General features: G+C 69.8%; 13 protein-coding genes. 5 read left to right on the top strand and 8 right to left on the bottom strand.

Going from position 1 to position 18,888, the window contains the following annotated elements; all coding sequences use genetic code 11:
* From AC1RQG_RS10870 to AC1RQG_RS10850, 5 genes are all read right to left on the bottom strand, one after another.
* Entirely contained in the window at positions 1–1,029 is a 1,029-nt protein-coding gene (locus AC1RQG_RS10870; protein ID WP_493131131.1) for an ABC transporter substrate-binding protein, read from the bottom strand.
* Positions 1,019–2,722 (bottom strand): ATP-binding response regulator, encoded by a 1,704-nt coding sequence (locus AC1RQG_RS10865; RefSeq protein WP_493131129.1) that lies wholly within the window; start codon positions 2,720–2,722, stop codon positions 1,019–1,021. Before AC1RQG_RS10865 ends, AC1RQG_RS10870 begins: the two co-directional genes overlap by 11 nt.
* 17 nt (positions 2,723–2,739) lie before the next feature.
* Positions 2,740–3,045, bottom strand: coding sequence for a protealysin inhibitor emfourin (locus tag AC1RQG_RS10860; protein WP_493131127.1), 306 nt, complete (start codon positions 3,043–3,045; stop codon positions 2,740–2,742).
* Between the two features lie 11 nt (positions 3,046–3,056).
* The gene (locus AC1RQG_RS10855; protein ID WP_493131125.1) at positions 3,057–4,076 is read right to left on the bottom strand and encodes a M4 family metallopeptidase; all 1,020 of its coding nucleotides are present in this window, start codon (positions 4,074–4,076) and stop codon (positions 3,057–3,059) included.
* A gap of 298 nt (positions 4,077–4,374) precedes the next feature.
* The gene (locus AC1RQG_RS10850; RefSeq protein WP_493131123.1) at positions 4,375–4,590 is read right to left on the bottom strand and encodes a DUF3820 family protein; all 216 of its coding nucleotides are present in this window, start codon (positions 4,588–4,590) and stop codon (positions 4,375–4,377) included.
* A 174-nt stretch (positions 4,591–4,764) separates the two neighbouring features.
* On the opposite strand from AC1RQG_RS10850, the gene sppA reads away from it, so the two are divergent.
* Entirely contained in the window at positions 4,765–6,618 is a 1,854-nt protein-coding gene (sppA, locus tag AC1RQG_RS10845; protein WP_493131121.1) for a signal peptide peptidase SppA, read from the top strand.
* 134 nt (positions 6,619–6,752) lie between these two features.
* On the opposite strand, the gene AC1RQG_RS10840 is transcribed toward sppA, so the two are convergent.
* The 3 genes from AC1RQG_RS10840 to AC1RQG_RS10830 form a co-directional block, all read right to left on the bottom strand.
* On the bottom strand, positions 6,753–8,006 hold the full coding sequence (locus AC1RQG_RS10840; protein WP_493131119.1) for a sensor histidine kinase: 1,254 nt from the start codon (positions 8,004–8,006) through the stop codon (positions 6,753–6,755).
* Complete coding sequence (locus AC1RQG_RS10835) at positions 8,006–8,698, bottom strand: response regulator (RefSeq protein WP_493131117.1); 693 nt, start codon at positions 8,696–8,698, stop codon at positions 8,006–8,008. The genes AC1RQG_RS10840 and AC1RQG_RS10835 overlap by 1 nt, the downstream gene beginning before the upstream one ends.
* Before the next feature lie 71 nt (positions 8,699–8,769).
* Complete coding sequence (locus AC1RQG_RS10830; protein ID WP_493131115.1) at positions 8,770–9,252, bottom strand: Spy/CpxP family protein refolding chaperone; 483 nt, start codon at positions 9,250–9,252, stop codon at positions 8,770–8,772.
* A gap of 273 nt (positions 9,253–9,525) precedes the next feature.
* On the opposite strand from AC1RQG_RS10830, the gene AC1RQG_RS10825 reads away from it, so the two are divergent.
* The 4 genes from AC1RQG_RS10825 to AC1RQG_RS10810 are packed head-to-tail and all read left to right on the top strand — an operon-like array spanning position 9,526 to position 18,860.
* The gene (locus AC1RQG_RS10825) at positions 9,526–11,025 is read left to right on the top strand and encodes an efflux RND transporter periplasmic adaptor subunit (protein ID WP_493131113.1); all 1,500 of its coding nucleotides are present in this window, start codon (positions 9,526–9,528) and stop codon (positions 11,023–11,025) included.
* A gap of 46 nt (positions 11,026–11,071) precedes the next feature.
* Positions 11,072–14,194 carry an efflux RND transporter permease subunit gene (locus AC1RQG_RS10820; protein WP_493131111.1) on the top strand — a complete coding sequence of 1,041 codons (3,123 nt, stop codon included), beginning with the start codon at positions 11,072–11,074 and terminating at the stop codon, positions 14,192–14,194.
* Positions 14,191–17,454, top strand: coding sequence for an efflux RND transporter permease subunit (locus AC1RQG_RS10815; protein ID WP_493131109.1), 3,264 nt, complete (start codon positions 14,191–14,193; stop codon positions 17,452–17,454). Before AC1RQG_RS10820 ends, AC1RQG_RS10815 begins: the two co-directional genes overlap by 4 nt.
* The gene (locus tag AC1RQG_RS10810) at positions 17,451–18,860 is read left to right on the top strand and encodes an efflux transporter outer membrane subunit (protein WP_493131107.1); all 1,410 of its coding nucleotides are present in this window, start codon (positions 17,451–17,453) and stop codon (positions 18,858–18,860) included. The genes AC1RQG_RS10815 and AC1RQG_RS10810 overlap by 4 nt, the downstream gene beginning before the upstream one ends.
* Positions 18,861–18,888: the final 28 nt, after the last annotated feature.

Genomic DNA, 18,888 nt, shown 5'->3' with positions numbered 1-18,888 from the left:
TCAGTGGATGATGGTGACGGCGGCCGGCGACACCGCCTCCAGGCCGTCGAGGTAGATGAAGCTGAGGTAGTTGGGCAGGTCGGTGCGGGCCGTCAGCTTGTTCTTCATGGCCCAGCGCGCCTCGTCCTCGAGCGCCAGGATCAGGCCCTGGTCGAGCACCACGCCGAAGCGGTAGGCCGGCCACGAGGCGCGCAGCTGGCGGTCGTCGCTCTGCGAGCTGCTGCTCATCAGCGCGCGCGCCGCCTCCGGGTGGCTGCTGCAGTAGCGCGCGCCGCGGTCGAGCGCGCGCAGCACCTTCTCCATGGTGCGCGGCTGCTGGCGCACGTAGTCGCGCAGGCCGGCGATGTTGTACAGGCTCTCGTAGATGTCCTTGCCGTAGAAGGCGCGCCCGTTGTCGCCGAGCTGGGTCAGCAGGGCGTCGAGGAACGGCTCCCAGGTGGCGGCCGCGTCGATCTCGCCGCGCGCCATGGCGTCGTACAGGTCCTCGGGCCGGTAGTTGACCATGGTGACGTCGGACGGCGCCAGGCCGTGCCGGTTGAGCATGGCGTCGAGCGCGAAGTGGGCCGAGGTGTCGAGCGTGACGCCGATGCGCTTGCCCTTGAGGTCGGCCGGGGTGGCGATGCCGCGGTCGCGCCGCGCCACCAGGCCGTGGTCGCGCTCGGTGCGGAAGATGGTGGCGATCACCGTCACCGGGTCGTTGTTGATGCCGGCGAACATGACGGGGATGTCGGCCACCGTGCCCAGGTTGGCCTGGCCCTGCATCACGGCCTCCATCGCCGCCTTGCCGCTCGAGCGCGCCTGCAGCGTGACCAGCAGGCCCTGGTCGGCGAAATAGCCGTTCTCGCGCGCGGCCGCCACCGGGCAGGTGCCGGCGTAGGCGCTGTTGGTGGCGATCGAGACCTGCTCGAGCGCCGCCACCGGGCGGGTGGTGGCGCCCAGGTCCAGCCAGCCGTAGCGCCCGGCCAGCAGGGCCAGCGCGATCAGGATCAGCAATCCTGCCAGCGCCGCGATGGCGCCTCTAGCGGTCAAGCGTGGCCCCGATGGCTGTGTCATCTCGTTCCTCCGTGGTGGCCACCGGCAGCCGCAGCGCGCTGTCCACCGCCTCGGTGAACGCGGCGACGTCGATGGGTTTGGTCAAATAGCGGAAAAAGCCGGCCGCCATGTTCTGGCGCACCTGCTCGGGCATGGCGCTGGCGCTGATGGCGATCACGGGGATGTGGGCCGTGGCCGGGTCGGCCTGCAGGCGGCGCCGCGTCTCGAGGCCGTCCATGCCGTTCAGGTGGATGTCGAGCAGGATCAGCTGCGGGCGGTGCTGGCGGGCCAGCTCCAGCCCCTGCTCGCCGCCGGTGGCCGACAGCAGCGTGCAGGGGCTGGCGCGGCGCAGCCGCAGCAGGTCGTCGATCAGTTGCAGGTTGGCCGGGTTGTCCTCCACGTACAGCAGCGTGTGGCCGCCGGCCGGCGCGGCGGCCGGCCCGGGACCGGCCTGCGGCGGCGCCGGCACCGCCACCGGCGTGAAGGCGACCAGCTCGGGGGCCACGGCGGCGGCCCCGTCGGTGGCCGGCAGCTCGATCCAGAACGTGCTGCCCACCCCCACCATGCTGGCCACGCCGATCTGGCCGCGCATGGCCTCCATCAGGCGCTTGGTGAGGGCCAGGCCGATGCCCGTGCCTTCCTCGGCCGAGCCTTCCTGGCCGAGCCGGTTGAACGGCTGGAAGATCAGTTCCAGCTGGGCCGCCGTGAGGCCGGCGCCGGTGTCGCGCACGGCGATGCGCACCCGGCCCGGCTGGGCCGCCACGCAGTCGAGCGCCACCGTGCCCCGTTCGCGGTTGTACTTGATGGCGTTCGAGAGCAGGTTGATCAGCACCTGCTTGACGCGGGTGCGGTCGGCCAGCACGTGGGCCGGGACGCGGGCCGGGAAGCGCAGCTCGATGCCGCGCCGGGTGGCCAGCGGCTGGACCATCGCCTGGCACTCCTGGAACACGCGCGCCAGCGCGACCGGCTCCAGCGACAGCGTCATGGCGCCCGATTCGATCTTGGCCAGGTCCAGCACCTCGTTGATCAGGGTCAGCAGGTGGCGCCCGGCCTGCAGGATGTGGCGCGCGAACGCCTGCTTCTCGTCGGGCGTGGACGGCAGCTTGTCGGAGGTGAGGATCTGGGCGAAGCCGAGGATGGCGTTGAGCGGCGTGCGCAGCTCGTGGCTCATGTGCGACAGGAAGGTCGACTTCTCCTGGTTGGCCCGTTCGGCCTGCTGGCGCGCCAGCTCCAGATCCTTGTTGAGCGCGTCCATCTCGGCCGCGTGGGCCCGCAGCTGGCTTTCCAGCTTGGCGTTCTCCAGGCGCAGCATGCGCGTCTCGAGCGCGCGCGCCAGCACCGGCAGGATGGTCGACACCTTGAACGGCTTGATGATGTAGTCGAGCGCGCCGACCTTCATGGCCCGCACGGCCGAGGCGATCGAGCCCTCGCCCGTCATGATGATGCTGGCCAGGTCCGGGTCGATGGCGCGCGCGGCCTGCACCAGCGTGATGCCGTCCATGCCCGGCATCATCAGGTCGGCCAGCAGCAGGTCGTACTCGCCCGGCCGCAGCGCGTCGAGCGCGGCCTGGCCGGTGTCGTGGCCGCGCGTGTCGTAGCCATGGTCGCGCAGCGTGCTGCACAGGGCCTGCATGTGGGCCGCCTCGTCATCGACGATGAGGATGCGGGGCCGGTTTCCGGGCTCGTTCATGCCGTCTCCTGCCTGCGTCAGTCCGGCGCCCGCGCGTCGAGGGCGGCCGTCAGCTCGCGCAGCGCCGGCGGCGCCGCATCGAGGTGGTAGCTCACGGTGTGGCTGGCGCCATCGTCGGCCTGCACCGTCAGCGTGTAGAGGAAGTCCCACGACTGCGGCGCCGGCGACAGCAACTGGCCGGGCAGGGCGAAGAAATCGCAGTCGCGCACCAGCTGGCGCAGGCGCGCGCCGTCGCCGGCGGACACCGCCGCCGTATCGACCGTGCGCGTCTGCGCGCCGGCCGGCCCGGTGAAACCTCCCGTACTCCGCAAGACGAGGCGCATGGCTCTCCCGTTCAAATCACCCCAACCTCCTTCCAGGCAGTCTGGACGGCCTTCTGCTCGGCCGAATCGGCCCCGAACAGCATGCCGGCGGCCTGCATGGTGGCCTTGGCCGCGTCCGCGAACGTGGCGTTGGCGGTGAGCAGCGGCAGCGCGCGGTACCAGATGGGACCCGCTTTGTCCCAGGCGTTGCCTTTGAGGATGGTGGCGGCGATGTAGAAGGCGTGGTTGGGGATGCCGGAGCTGGTGTGCACGTCGGCGTCGTCCTGGTAGCCGGACATGTTGGCGGGCTGGTCGTCGCCGGACCAGGTCAGGGCCCGGTTGCCCGGCTCGGCCATGGAGCGCAGCGCCTTGCCCACGGACGGCGCCATGATGCCGGCGCCGATCAGCCAGTCGGCCTGGTCCACGCTCTGCTTGAGCGACCACTGCTTGACGATGCTGCCGAACACGTCGGAGATCGACTCGTTCAGCGCACCGCTCTGCCCACGGTAGACGAGGCCGCCCGGCACCGTGTACTGGGTCACGCCGTGCGTGAGCTCGTGGGCGATCACGTCGATGGCGCCGGTGAAGCCGAGGAACAGCTTGCCGTCACCGTCGCCGTACACCATTTGCTGGCCGTTCCAGAACGCGTTGTTGAATTTCTTGTTGTAGTGCACGGTCGAATCGAGGCGCAGGCCCTTGTCGTCGATCGAGTTGCGCTTGAGCACGCTCAGGTAGAAATCGTAGGTGGCGCCGGCGCCGTCGAAGGCCTGGTTGACGGCCAGGTCGCGGCTGGCATGGTCGGTCTCGCCGCGCACCAGCTTGCCGGGCAGGGTGGCGCCATGCCTGGCGTCGAAGACGGTGCGGCGTTTTTCGCCGGCGCTGATCCCCATCACGGCCGGCGCGATGGAGCGCTGGCCGCGCAGATAGGCGGAATGCTCGGCCTGGTCCAGCAGGCACTGGCGTTCCGCCTCCGTGGCGGCGGCGTCGGCCAGCTTGCGCAGCATGCCCGACGGGATGATGAAACAGGTGCAATGGTGGTGATGGGTAGCCATGACGAACTTCCTCCAAGACAGCAAACAACCCGGATCCACGGTGGCGGGCCCCATCCCCTGTGGCGGGCGCGACGGGCGCATGGCGATGGCGGCCGAGCCGCTCATTGTGGTGCACTTCCCCGGTAATATAGTCTTTATATCATTGCAAATGTACGCACATTGTCACACGCTGAGACAGGGCGGCCACACATTCGCGGCGCCGGCCATGCCCCCGTCAACGATGATGCTGAAGGCGTGCCAAATAGGCAAGCCGAAAGGGTGGTATGTATTATTTTGGCAACATTGTCCCGCGAGCCGCTCAACGGCGGGGGCGCAATGGATCGAGCAGATGGCGCAGCGCGTTGTGGTCGAGCTCGTACATCAGGGCCAGCAAGCCGCCCAGCTCGCCTGCGGGGAAGCCGGCGCGCGCCATCCAGCCCAGGTAGTGGCCGGGCAGGTCGGCCAGCAGCCGGCCCTTGTATTTGCCATACGGCATTTCACGTTCGACCAGCAGCAGAAGTTTTTCCGTTTCCATGGCGCGCCATCATACTGGAAAAGCGCGTGGCGGCCCGCATCTGGGGGAGCCGGCGCACGCCGTTCTCCGGCGGCCGGTGTATATTGCGCAGGAGCAGGGGGCCGTCGCACCATCCTAGCCACGGACTTGCTTTTTGGATTACATTGTCACGCTTTACATCGCCCAGGAGTACCCATGTCATTTTCACCACTTTCCGCAGCGCGCCGCGGTGTCGCGTTTTGCTGGCGTTTGATCGACGCCGGCCGCCGCACGGTCTTGAACCTGTTGTTCCTGGGGCTGCTGATCGCCATCGCCTACGCCCTGTTCGGCGGCGGCATCAAGCCGCTGTCGCCGAAGACGACGCTGGTGCTGGACTTGAAGGGGACGCTGGTGGAGCAAACCAGCGGCGGCGCGCGCGAGGCGCTGCTGACCAGCGTGCGCGGCGGCGAGGCGCGCAAGATGGTGCAGCTGCGCGACGTGCTGGCCGTGCTGGACGCGGCCGCCAAGGACCCCAACATCGGCGCGGCCGTGCTGCTGGCCGACGACCTGCAGGGCGGCGGCCAGGCCATGCTGCGCGAGGTGGCGGCCGGCCTGGACCGCTTCAAGGCCAGCGGCAAGCCGGTGGTGGCGTGGGGCGCCAGCTATGACCAGAGCCAGTACCTGCTGGCCGCGCACGCCAGCGAGGTCTATCTGCACCCGATGGGCATGGTGATGCTGGAGGGCTTCGGCCGCTACCGCAATTACTACCGCGACGCGCTCGACAAGCTGGGCGTGACGGTCAACCTGCTGCGCGTGGGCACCTACAAGAGTTTCGGCGAGCCGTTCATCGCCAACGGCCCGTCGCCGGCCGCCGCCGAGGCGGACGCCTACCTGAACAACGGCCTGTGGACCGCCTACACGGGCGAGGTGGAGAAGGCCCGCAAGCTGCCCCAGGGCGAGGTGATGAAGACCATCAACGACCTGCCGGCCCGGTTGGCGGCCGTGCACGGCGACCTGGCCCAGCTGTCGCTGGCGGCCAAGTTGGTGGACGGCCTGAAGACGCGCGACCAGGTGCGCCAGATGATGACGCAGCGCGGCGCGCCCGACGGCAAGAGCTTCCGCCAGATCGCGTTCGACGACTACCTGGCCCGTTTGCATCCGAAGCTGACCGGCGACGCCGTGGGCGTGGTGATCGCGGCCGGCGAGATCAGCGACGGCACGGCCGGCCCCGGCGCCATCGGCGGCGATTCGACCTCCAAGCTGATCCGCATGGCGCGCGAGGACGACCGCATCAAGGCGGTGGTGCTGCGCGTCGATTCGCCCGGCGGCAGCGCGTTCGCGTCCGAACTGATCCGGCGCGAGCTGGAACTGACGCGCGAGGCCGGCAAGCCGGTGGTGGTGTCGATGGGCAACGTGGCCGCCTCGGGCGGTTACTGGATTTCCATGTCGTCGGACGAGGTGATCGCCGATCCCACCACCATCACGGGCTCGATCGGCGTGTTCGCCATCCTGCCGACGGCCGAGAAGGTGATCGACAAGCTGGGCATCCACACGGCCGGCGCGCCGACCACGTGGCTGGGCGACGCCGGCAATCCCTTGCGTCCGCTCGATCCGCGTTTCGGCCAGGTGATCCAGAGCAGCATCAACCACATCTACGGTGAATTCACCGCCAAGGCCGCGCAGGCGCGCAAGACCACGCCCGAGAAGATCGACGCCGTGGCCCAGGGCCGCGTGTGGACCGGCCAGCAGGCCAAGGAGCGCGGCCTGGTCGACACGCTGGGCAGCTACAACGATGCCATCCGGTCGGCCGCCCGCCGCGCCAAGCTGGGCGACGATTACCGCGTCACCTACATCGAGCGTGAATCGAGCAAGTTCGACAAGCTGATCGAACTGTTCGGCGGTTCCGTGGCCCAGGCCGTGGGCGCGCAGGTGAAACTGGGCCTGACCACGACCGGCCTGCCGCCGGGCGCGGCCGCCGACATCGCCCATGAACTGGGCTGGCTCAACGAGGTGAGCGCGGGGCGTAAGCCGTTCATGGCGATCACGCACTGCCTGTGCGAATCGCCCTGACGTAGCGGGCAAGAGCGGCAGCCCCTAGCCGTTAAGTTCGTCGTACCCGCGCAGGGGGAACGACGAATTGCGCCAGCGAACGCGAGCGATGAGATAGATCATGCGTTCTATACCCGCCTGCGCGGTACTACGAATTAGGCCAGCGGCAGGGTGACGGCGAAGCGGCTGCGGCCGTCGGGCATGGTGGCGCAGCGCGCATCGCCGCCGTGGCGGCGGGCGATCTGGCGCACCAGCGCCAGGCCCAGGCCGGCGCCAGCGCCGCCGTGCCCGTCGCGCGCGTCGGCGCGGCGGTAGAACGGTTCGAACACGCGCTCGAATTCGTCGGGCGGGATGCCGGGGCCGCTGTCCCATACGCTCAGCGTGACGGTGGGCGCACCGGCCGCGTCATCGCGTTCGATCCGCACATGGGCCGGCGCCACGCCATGCCGGCGCGCGTTCTCCAGCAGGTTGCGCAGCAGGCGGCGCAGCAGGCGCGGGTCGCCGCGCACGGTGGCGCCGACGCCGTCCAGCTCCGCGCCGTCGTAATGCGCGCATTCCTCGGCGGCCAACGCCAGCAGATCCACATCCTCCACCGTCATCGCATCGTCGATGGCACCCAGCCGGCTGGCCAGCAGGATCTCGTCGAGCAGGTGGTCGAGTTCCGCGATGTCCTGTTCCAGTCCGGCGCGGCGTTTGGCGTCGACCGTTTCCTTCACCAGTTCCAGCGCCAGCCGGATGCGCGCCAGCGGCGTGCGCAATTCATGCGAGGCGTTGGCCAGCAGCGTCTTGTGGGCGCCCACCAGTTGTTCGATCTGGTCGGCGGCGCGGTTGAAACTGCGTGCCAGCTGCGCCACCTCGTCCTTGCCTTCCACTTTCACGCGGGCCGACAGGTCGCCCGCGCCCAGCGATTCCACACCCGTCTGCAGCCGCTCCAGGCGCCGCGTGAGCTGGCGCACGATGGGGTAGGCGGCCACCGCCACGCCCAGCACCAGCAACAGCAGCATGGCGTGCAGCACCTGGCGCGCGCTGGCGAAGCCGAGCGGCTGGCTCGACACCAGCTGGCGTCCGTCCGGCAGGTGCAGCCACGACGTGCGCGGCGGCCCACCGACGCCGCGCAGCGGCCACTCGGTCCGGTGCAGCGGCGGGCCCACGGTGGCCAGCGGCGTCCAGTCCGGGCCATACAAGGTCATGCGCGCATGGATGCCGCTGGCCACGCGCTCCAGCGCCGCCTGCTGTTGCGCTGGCGGCGCGCCGGCCGGCGCCAGCGTGTTCTGCACCAGCCGCGCCAGGGTGGCGTCGGCCCGGTCCATCGGGCCGCCGTCGCGGTGCCACAATAACGAGACGGCCAGCGCGAACAGCATCAGGCTGGCCAGCAGCGCGATATAAAAGCGGAAGTAGAGGCGCGACATCAGTCCTGCGCCCTGGCGAACAGGTAGCCGGCGCCGCGCACGGTGATGATGCGGCGCGGCTTCTTCGGATCGTCTTCGACGGCGGCGCGGATGCGCGACATGTGCACGTCGATCGAGCGGTCGAACGCCTCGATCTGCTCGCCCTTGACCAGTTCCATCAGCGCGTCGCGCGAGAGCACGCGGCCCGCATGCTGGGCCAGCGCCAGCAGCAGGTCGAACTGGTGCGCGGTCAGCTCGCACGGCGCGCCGGCGACGCTGGCGCGGTGGCCGGCCGGGTCGATTTCAAGCCGGCCGAAACGCAGTACCGGCGGGCCGTCGCGCTGGCCGTCCACGCGCCGGCGCAGGATGGCGCGCAGGCGCGCCAGCAGCTCGCGCGGCTCGAACGGCTTGGGCAGGTAGTCGTCGGCGCCGATCTCCAGACCGACGATGCGGTCCACGGCGTCGCCGCGCGCCGTCAGCATCAGCACGGGAATGTCGGAACGGGTGCGCAGCTGGCGGCACACGTCCAGGCCGTCCATGTCGGGCAGCATCAGGTCCAGCACGACGGCGTCGGCCGGCGCGGCGGCCAGTTGCGCCAGTGCGTCCGCGCCCGTGGACGCGGCGCGCACGCGAAAGCCCGCCTGGCCCAGGTACTCGGTGAGCATCTCGGCCAGGCGGGGATCGTCTTCAACAAGCAGGATGTGGTCGGCCATGGGATTCATTCTACGGACAGCCGGCGGCCGCCACAAGCGGCCGCCGGTCGGTACCCGCTGGAGTCGAGGGCTTAACCGTGGTGCATGCGGCCGCCGTGGCCATGCATGCGCGACAGGTGGTCGGCCAGCTTCTGGCGCTGGGCCGGGGTGAGCTGGTCGCCAACGTCGGCGATCAGTTGCACCAGCCGTTTCGACGCCTGGTCGGCCAGCTGCATGTTCTGGGCGCGCGCCGCCTCCAGCGCGGCACGGTCGATGGTGGGCGCCGTCAGCAATTGCAGCGCGGCCGCGTGGGCCTTGTGCAGTTGCTCGTGCATGGGCAGCAGATCCTGCATGGCCTGGCGTACGATCGGGTCGATCTGGGTCTTCTGGGCGTCGGTGACGTCGATTTCCACGTACATGTGCTTGAGCATGCGGTCGACGTGGGCGGTGGCGTCGATGGCGCTGTGGGGGCCGGCGCTGTTCAGGTGACGGTCCACGGCGTAGGCGCCGGCGCCGGCGGCAAGGGCGCCACCGAGCAGGAAGGCGGCGATGGTGTTACGGTTGAAGATGCTCATGTTCGATTCCTTGGTTGGGTTGAGGAGACTACGGAATCCAGTATGCGAGGGCACCGTAACGCTGCCATGTCGCGCAGGTAAAGATTTGTAAAGCGGATTTGTAAAGCGGATTTGTAAAGCGGATTTGTAAGGCGGTTCTGTGAAGCGGTGTTGCCCCGGGAGGATTTGTAGCGAGTTTGTAACTTGCCCACAGAACGGCTGTGCGCGACCGTAAAATGGCAAGCTTCAGACAGGACCAATCCGCCCTTGCGGCGGCCATGACGAGGACGGGCAATGAATACGCAAGCGAGCAAGGAATCCAACGCAACCCCAGGCCGGCGCGGTGGCCGCGCGAGGCTGGCCGGCGGCGTGATCGCCATTGCCGTGATGGCCGCGCTGGGCGGGCTGGCGTGGTATCTGACGCATCCGGCGGCTGGCACGGGCGGTCCCGGCGGCGCGCCCGGCATGGCGGCTGGCCCCGGCGGGCCCGGTGGCCCAGGCGGAGGCGGCGGACGGCGCGGCGGCCCGGCCACCACGGTCGGCGTGGCCACCGCCGAGAAGGCCGATGTGCCGGTGTCGCTCGATGCGCTGGGCACCGTCACGTCGGCCGCCACCACCACCGTGCGGGTGCAGGTGTCGGGCATCTTGCGGCGGGTGCTGTTCAAGGAGGGGCAACTGGTCAAGGCTGGTCAGGTGCTGGCCGAGATCGACCCGCGCCAGTTCGAGATGGCGTTGCTGCAGGCGAGCGGCCAGCGCCAGCGCGACGAGGCCCAGCTTGAGAACGCGAAGCTGACGCTGGAGCGCTACCGCACGCTGCTGGGCCAGGATTCGATCGCGCGCCAGGACGTCGACACCCAGGCGGCGCTGGTCAAGCAGTTGCAGGGCACGGTGATGACGGACCGCGCGGCCGAAGGGCTGGCGCGCCTGAACCTCGGTTATACGAAAGTGGTGGCGCCCATCAGCGGCCGGGTGGGGTTGCGCGGGGTGGACGTGGGCAATCTGGTCAACCCCGGCGACGCGGCCGGCATCGCCGTCATCACGCAGCTCGCGCCGATCGACGTCACCTTCACCATTCCGCAGGACCAGGCGCCCGACGTGCTGGCGCGCGTGAACGAGGGCGCGGCCTTGCCGGCCGTCGCGTTCGACCGCACGCGCAGCACGGCGCTGGCAGAGGGCAAATTCGCGGCGCTCGACAACCAGGTCGACACCCAGACCGGCACCGTCAAGGCCAAGGCGCGCTTCGCCAACGACAAGACCACGCTGTTCCCCAGCCAGTTCGTCAACCTGCGGCTGGAACTGCTCACCATCAAGGATGCCGTGATGGTGCCTGTGACGGCGCTGCGCCACGGCGCCAGCGGCGACTTCGTGTACGTGCTGAACGCCGACCGCACGGTGTCGCTGCGGCCCGTCACGCGCGGCCAGGCGACGGCGGAAAAGGTGCAGATCAAGACTGGCCTGCAGACCGGTGAGCAGGTGATCACGGAAGGGGCGGACCGGCTGAAGGACGGCGCCCGCGTGGTGCTGGCGGGCGACAAGCCGGCTGCCGGCGCCGGTGGCGGACGGCATGGCGGTCGCCGTCCGGCTGCAGGCGGAGGCGCTGGCGCAGGCGCAAGTTCAGGCACAGGTTCAGGCGCAGGTACGGGCGCGGGCACAGGCGCAGGTACGGACGCGGGCACGGGCACGGGCGCGGGTGCGGGTGCGGGCGGCGCGGGAGCCAGCGCCGGCGCCAGTGGCTGGCAAGGTGGGCAGCATGGACAGGGTGGGCAACGCCCGCCGCGCGGGAGCGCGCAATGACGCAGGCTAGCCTTCTGCCGGACGCGATGCGCGTGGAGAGCATGCCATGAGTCCGTCCGCGCCATTCATCCAGCGCCCGGTCGCCACGTCGCTGCTGATGTTGGCCATCGTGCTGGCGGGCCTGGTGGGCTTCAAGTTCCTGCCGCTGTCGGCGCTGCCGCAGGTGGACTTCCCCACGATCCAGGTGCAGACGCTGTACCCGGGCGGCAGCCCCGAGGTGATGGGCCAGACCGTGACGGCGCCGCTGGAGCGCCAGTTCGGCCAGATGGCCGGCTTGCAGCGCATGAGTTCCACCAGCGCGGCCGGCGTCTCCATCATCACGCTGCAGTTCTCGCTGGGCCAGACGCTGGACGTGGCCGAGCAGGAAGTGCAGGCCGCCATCAACGCCGGCGCCTCGCTGCTGCCGACCGATCTGCCGGCGCCGCCCGTGTACGCCAAGGTCAACCCGGCCGACGCGCCCGTGCTCACGCTGGCCATCACCTCCGACACCATGCCGCTCACGCAGGTGCAGAACATCGTCAACACCCGGCTGGCGCTGAAGATCAGCCAGGTCAGTGGGGTGGGCCTGGTCACGTTGAGCGGCGGCCAGCGGCCCGCCGTGCGCATCCAGGCCGACACGCAAGCGCTGGCCGCCGCCGGCCTGGGTCTGGACACGCTGCGCGGCGCCATCGCCAGCGCCAACGCCAATAGCGCCAAGGGCAGCTTCGACGGCCCGACCCGCTCGTTCACCATCAACGCCAACGACCAGTTGCTGACGGCGGACGACTACCGCCGGCTGATCGTGGCCTACCGCAACGGCGCGCCCGTGCGGCTGGAGGACGTGGCGCAGGTGGTCGACAGCGCGGAGAACGTCAAGCTGGGCGCGTGGTCGGGCATGCAGCCGGCCATCATCCTCAACGTGCAGCGCCAGCCCGGCGCCAACGTGATCGCCACCGTGGACGCCATCAAGAGCCGCCTGCCTGAACTGACGGCCGGCCTGCCCGGCGCGCTGCGGGTGGACGTGCTGAGCGACCGCACCACCGGCATCCGCGCCTCGGTGGAGCACGTGGAGACGGAACTGCTGCTGGCCGTGGTGCTGGTGGTGCTGGTCATCTTCGGTTTCCTGCACAGCGTGCGGGCCACCGTGATCGCCAGCCTGGCCGTGCCGATTTCGCTGGTGGGCACCTTCGGCGTCATGTACCTGCTCGGTTACAGCCTGAACAACCTGTCGCTGATGGCGCTCACCATCGCCACTGGCTTCGTGGTGGACGACGCCATCGTCATGATCGAGAACATCGCCCGCTACATCGAGCAGGGCGAGACGCCGATGGCGGCCGCGCTCAAGGGGGCCACCCAGATCGGCTTCACCATCATTTCGCTGACCGTGTCGCTGATCGCCGTGCTGATCCCGCTGCTGTTCATGGGCGATGTGGTGGGGCGGCTGTTCCGCGAGTTCGCCGTCACGCTGGCCATCACGATCCTGATCTCGGCCGTGGTGTCGCTGACGCTGGTGCCCATGATGTCGGGCCGCTGGCTGCGCAGCCACGCGGACGAGCATCCGGGCGCGCTGGCCCGCCGCACGCAGGCCTTCTTCGACGCCGTGATCGGCCACTACGACCGCGCCTTGCGCTGGGTGCTGGAGCGCCAGGGCCTGACGCTGCTGGTGGCGCTGGCCACCTTGCTGCTGACGGTGGCGATGTACATCTTCATCCCCAAAGGCCTGTTCCCGACCCAGGACACGGGCCAGTTGCAGGCGCGCGTGGAGACGGCGCAATCGGTGTCCTACGCCCGCATGGCCGAACTGCAGCGGGCCACGGCGCGCGCGCTGCTGGCCGATCCGGACGTGGAGTCGCTCAGTTCCCTGGTCGGGGTGGACGCGGCCAACAACACCATGCTGCACACGGGCCGCATGCTGATCAACCTGAAGCGCACGCGCACGTCCAGCCAGGATGCCACCATGGACCGGCTGCGCCAGCGCGCCAGCGCAGTGGCCGGCGTGGCCCTGTATCTGCAGCCGACCCAGGATTTGACCATCGACGCCGAGACGGGGCCGACCCAGTACCGCGTGTCGCTCGAAGGGGCCGACTACGCCACCGTCAACGGCTGGGCCGCGAAACTGGCGCAGCAGATGCGCGCCAAGGCCCGGCTGCGCAACGTGGTGTCCGACGCCGGCGCCACCGGCAGCGCCGCCTTCATCAGCATCGACCGCGACAGCGCCGCGCGGCTCGGCATCACGGCCGCCGCCATCGACGACGCGCTGTACAGCGCCTTCGGCCAGCGCATCGTCTCGACCATCTTCGCGCAGACCGACCAGTACCGCGTGATCCTGGAGGCGCGCCAGGACGCGCTGACCACGCCGGCCACGCTGGGCGACCTGCAGCTGCGCACCAGCTCCGGCAAGACCACGCCGCTGTCGGCCGTGGCCACCATCGTCGAGCGCCCGGCGCCGCTGCAGATCACGCACGTGGCCCAGTATCCGGCCACCACGCTGGGCTTCGACACGGCCGCTGGCGTGGCGCTCGGCGACGCGGTGGACGCCGTGCGCGCGGCGGCCGAGGAAATCAAGCTGCCGCCGTCCGTGTCGCTGACCTTCCTCGGCGCGGCGGGCGCCTACCAGAATTCGCTGTCCAATCAATTGTGGCTGATCCTGGCGGCCGTGATCTGCGTCTACATCGTGCTCGGCGTGCTGTATGAGAGCTATGTCCACCCGCTCACCATCCTGTCCACCTTGCCGTCGGCCGGCGTGGGCGCCTTGCTGGCCCTGGGCGTCAGCGGACAGGATCTGGGCGTGATCGGCATCATCGGCATCATCCTGCTGATCGGCATCGTGAAGAAGAACGCCATCATGATGATCGACTTCGCCATCGAGGCCGAGCGCGAGGAGGGCAAGTCGGCGCGCGAGGCGATCCACCAGGCGGCGCTGCTGCGCTTCCGTCCTATCCTGATGACGACGCTGGCGGCCCTGTTCGCGGCCGTGCCGCTGATGCTGGGCTGGGGCGATGGCGCCGAGCTGCGCCGGCCGTTGGGCCTGTCCATCTTCGGTGGCCTGATCGTGAGCCAGATGCTGACGTTGTTCACCACGCCGGTGATCTACCTGGGCTTCGATGCGCTGGCGCGGCGCTGGGGCGGTCGTGGCACGTCCGCCGGCGGCCCTGCGCAGTTGGACGAGCCGGACGGGGTGGCGCCGTGAACCTGTCGGCGCCCTTCGTACGCCGGCCCATCGGCACGGTGCTGCTGACCGTCGGCATCGCGCTGGCCGGCATCGCCGCGTTCTTCGTGCTGCCCGTGTCGCCGCTGCCGCAGGTGGACTTTCCCGCCATCGCTGTCACGGCCACGCTGCCCGGCGCCAGCCCGGAAACCATGGCCAGCAACGTGGCCACGCCGCTGGAACGGCGGCTGGGCGTGATCGCGGGCGTGAACGAGGTCACGTCCAGTTCCGGCGCCGGGCAAACGCGGGTCAGCCTGCAGTTCGACCTGAACCGCAAGATCGACTCGGCCGCGCGCGAAGTGCAGGCGGCCATCAACGCCTCGCGCGCGGACCTGCCGGCCACGTTGCGCAGCAATCCCACCTACCGCAAGGTCAACCCGTCGGACGCGCCGGTGCTGATCCTGGCGCTGACCTCGCCCACCCGCACCCCGGGCCAGATCTACGAGGCCGTGTCCAACCTGGTGCAGCAAAAGCTGGCGCAGGTGCAGGGCGTGGGCGACGTGGAGATCGGCGGCGGTTCGCTGCCGGCCGTGCGCGTGGAGCTGCTGCCGTATGCGCTCAACCGCTACGGCGTGTCCACCGAGGACGTGCGCGCCGCCATCCAGGCCACCAACGCCAACCGGCCCAAGGGCGCCATCGAAGGGGAAGGGCGCCACTTGCAGCTGTACTCCGCGCCCAACGGCGCGCGCGGCGGGCGCAGCGCGGCAGACTACCGCACGCTGGTGGTGGCCTGGCGCAATGGCTCGGCGATCCGCTTGCAGGACGTGGCCGAGGTGATCGACGGCACGGAGAACAACAACACGCTGGGTCTGTTCAACGGCCAACCGGCCGTGATCGTGCTGATCACGCGCCAGCCCGGCGCCAACGTGATCGAGACGGTGGACAGCGTGCGCGCGCTGCTGCCGCAACTGCAGGCGCAACTGCCGCAGGATGTCAAGCTGCAGGTGGCGTCGGACCGCACCAATTCGATCCGCGCTTCGCTCAAGGAGATCGAGATCACGCTGCTGATCTCGATCGTGCTGGTGGTGCTGGTGGTGAGCGCCTTCCTGCGCAGCACGCGCGCCACTATCGTGCCGGCCGTGGCCACGGTGGTGTCGCTGCTGGGCACCTTTGGCGTCATGTATCTGATGGGTTTCAGCCTCAACAACCTGAGCCTGATGGCGCTCACCGTGGCCACCGGCTTCGTGGTGGACGACGCCATCGTGGTGCTGGAGAACACGGCGCGCCACATCGAGCAGGGCATGGACCGCTTCCAGGCGGCGCTGCTGGGCGCGCGCGAGGTCGGCTTCACGGTGCTGTCCATCAGCCTGTCGCTGGTGGCCGTGTTCATTCCGCTGCTGTTCATGGGCGGCCAGGTGGGACGGCTGTTCCGCGAATTCGCCGTCACGCTGTCGGTGGCGGTGCTGATCTCGCTGGTGATTTCGCTCACCACCACGCCCATGATGTGTGCGTGGCTGCTCAAGCCGGGCGGCCACCAGCGCCCGCCGGGCCGGCTGGCGCGCTGGGCCGAGCGCGGCTACGACTGGATGCACCGCATGTATGCCCATTCGCTGGACTGGGCCCTGTCCAGCCTGTGGCTGGTGATGTTGATCCTGGTGTTCGTGATCGGCTTGAACGTGTACCTGTTCCGGGCCGCGCCCAAGGGCTTCTTCCCGCAGCAGGACTCGGGCCAGATCAGCGGCGGCATCCGGGCCGACCAGAGCATCTCGTTCCAGGCCATGCAGAAGAAGCTGCGGCAGCTGGTCAACGTGATCAGGAACGATCCGGCCGTCGACACGGTGGTCGGCTTCACCGGCGGTTCGCGCGCCGGCGGCGGCTTCATGTTCATCACGCTCAAGCCGCCATCGCAGCGGCATGAGAAGGGACAGGCCGTGATGGCGCGGCTGCGGCCGCAACTGGCGCGCATCAGCGGGGTCTCGCTGTTCCTGAACCCGGTGCAGGATTTGCGCATGGGCGGGCGGCAGTCCAATTCCACCTACCAGTACACGCTCAAGAGCGATGACCGCGCCGCCCTCAAAGTGTGGGCGGCGCGGCTGGCCGACGCCATGAAGGCCCAGAAGGCGCTGATCGACGTGGACACCGACCAGGCGGACAACGGCGTGGAAACCCTGGTCGAGATCGACAAGGACAGCGCCGCCAGGATGGGCATGACGGTGCGCGACGTGGACAATGCGCTCTACAACGGCTTCGGCCAGCGCCAGGTGTCGACCATCTACGACGAACTCAATCAATACCACGTGATCATGGAAGTGGCGCCGCGCTACGCGCAAAGCCCGGAGGCGCTGCGCGACGTGTACGTGCCGGGCAAGCCCACGGCAAGCGCCGCTGCGAGCGCCACCGGGATCACCACTGCGGCGACGGCGGGAACGGCCGCCGCCACGACCGGCGCCGGCAACAACGGCGCCGCGCGCGATGCGGCCACCGGCGCCGCGCTCAACCCGGCGGCCAATGTGATGGTGCCGCTGCCGGCGCTGGCGCGCTTCACCGAACGCTCGGCGCCCACCTCCGTCGAGCACCAGGACGGCGAGCTGGCCACCACCGTGTCGTTCAACCTGGCCGACGGCTACAGCCTGGGCGACGCGCAGCAGGCCGTGAAACAGGCGGAGGCCGACATCGCCATGCCGGCCAATGTGCGCGGCAGTTTCCAGGGCACGGCCCGCAGCGCCGATGAGAGCAACCGCCAGCAGCCGTTGCTGATCCTGGCCGCCATCGTGGTGATCTACATCGTGCTGGGCATCCTGTACGAAAGCCTCGTGCATCCGCTGACGGTGCTGTCCACGCTGCCCTCGGCCGGCGTGGGCGCCGTGCTGGCGTTGCTGATGTTCAAAATGGAGTTCTCCATCATCGCGCTGATCGGTGTGTTCCTGCTGATCGGCATCGTCAAGAAGAACGCCATCCTCATCATCGACTTCGCGCTGGAGGCGGAGCGGGGCAGGGGGCTGAGCGCGGTGCAGGCCGTGCGTGAAGCCTGCCTGCTGCGCTTCCGGCCTATCCTGATGACGACGCTGGCCGCCGCGCTGGGCGCGCTGCCGCTGGCCATCGGCTTCGGCGAAGGCTCGGAGCTGCGCCAGCCGCTCGGCATCGCCATCATCGGCGGCCTGATCGCCAGCCAGCTCATGACCTTGCTGACCACGCCCGTGGTCTACATCCTGCTCGACAAGCTGCGCCGCCGCAGCCCCTCCGAACAACATTTAAGCCGTCTGCACGGCGAGCAGGCAACTGCGTCGCCGACCCCACCATGAAACCGAAGCTCAACTTTCCAACGCGCGCGCGCCTGGCCGCCATGGCGCTTGCCGCCAGCGTGGCCAGCGGCTGCGCCGTCGCCCCCGCCTACCATGTGCCGGCCGTGGCGCAGCCGGACGCCTACAAGGAGGCGCAAGGCTGGCAGCCCGCCGCGCCGGCCGACACGCTGGAACGCGGCCCGTGGTGGACCCTGTTCGGCGACCCGGTGTTCAACGAACTGGCCGCCGCCGTCGAGGTGTCGAACCAGAACGTGGCCGCTGCCGCCGCCGCCTACGCGCAGGCGCGCGCGCTGGTGAGCGAGCAGCGCGCCGCCTTGTTCCCGGCGGTGGATTTGAACGGCAGCGCCGGCCGCTCCGGCGGCGGGGGCGACACCAAGACCGCCGGCCAGTACCGCATGAACATCGGCGGCAGCTGGGAGCCGGACGTGTGGGGCAAGCTGCGCGCCGGCACCGACAGCGCGGGTGCCAACGCGCAGGCCAGCGCGGCCGATCTGGCGGCGGCCCGCTTGTCGGCCCAGGGCGAACTGGCGGCCGACTACTTCGCGCTGCGCCAGACGGACGCGCAACAGACGCTGCTGGCGGCCACGGTGGATGGCTACCAGCGGCTGCTGACCATCACCACCAACCGCTTCAACGCGGGGCTGGCCGCCAGGTCCGACGTGCTGCAAGCGCAGACCCAGCTGGCCAGCGCCCGCATCGACCTGTCCAACGTGGCGCGCCAGCGCGCCCAGCTTGAACATGCGATCGCCGTCCTGCTGGGCAAGCCGGCCGGCGCGTTCACGCTGGCGCCGGCGCCATGGCACACGGCCGTGCCGGAGATCCCGGCCGGGCTGCCGTCGACGCTGCTGCAGCGCCGGCCCGACATCGCCGCCGCCGAGCGCCGGGTGGCGGCGGCCAACGCGCAGATCGGCGTCGCCCGCGCCGCTTATTTCCCCAGCCTGAACCTGACGGCGTCGTATGGCGTCGGCGCGGGCCAGGCGGCGGGCTTGTTCAACGCGTCCAACAGTTTGTGGTCGCTGGGACTGTCGGCGGCGGAGAACCTGTTCAACGCGGGCGCCACGGCGGCCCGCGTGAGCGGCGCCGAGGCGGGCCGCGACGCGGCCATCGCCCACTACCGTCAGACCGTGCTGGCCGCGTTCGCCGACGTGGAGAACCAACTGGCCGCCAGCCGCGCGCTGGCCGAGCAGCAGGAGCTGCGCCGCGCCGCGTCCGAGGCGGCCGACCAGGTGGAGGCGCAGATGCTGAACCGCTACCGCGCCGGCCAGGTGGCCTACACCGAGGTGGTGACGGCCCAGAACACGGCGCTGACCGCGCGCCGCGCGCTGGTGCAGGCCCAGTCCGACCGCCAGACCACGGCCGTGGCGCTGATCCAGTCGCTGGGCGGCGGCTGGCGCCAGCCCGAGTAACGCGCCACCATAACGAGCCGGTGTGACT

This window comes from Rugamonas sp. GW822-FHT03B10 (genome assembly GCF_058801745.1).
Note: the sequence above shows the minus strand (reverse complement) of the source record. Positions and strands in the feature narration are given on the sequence as shown.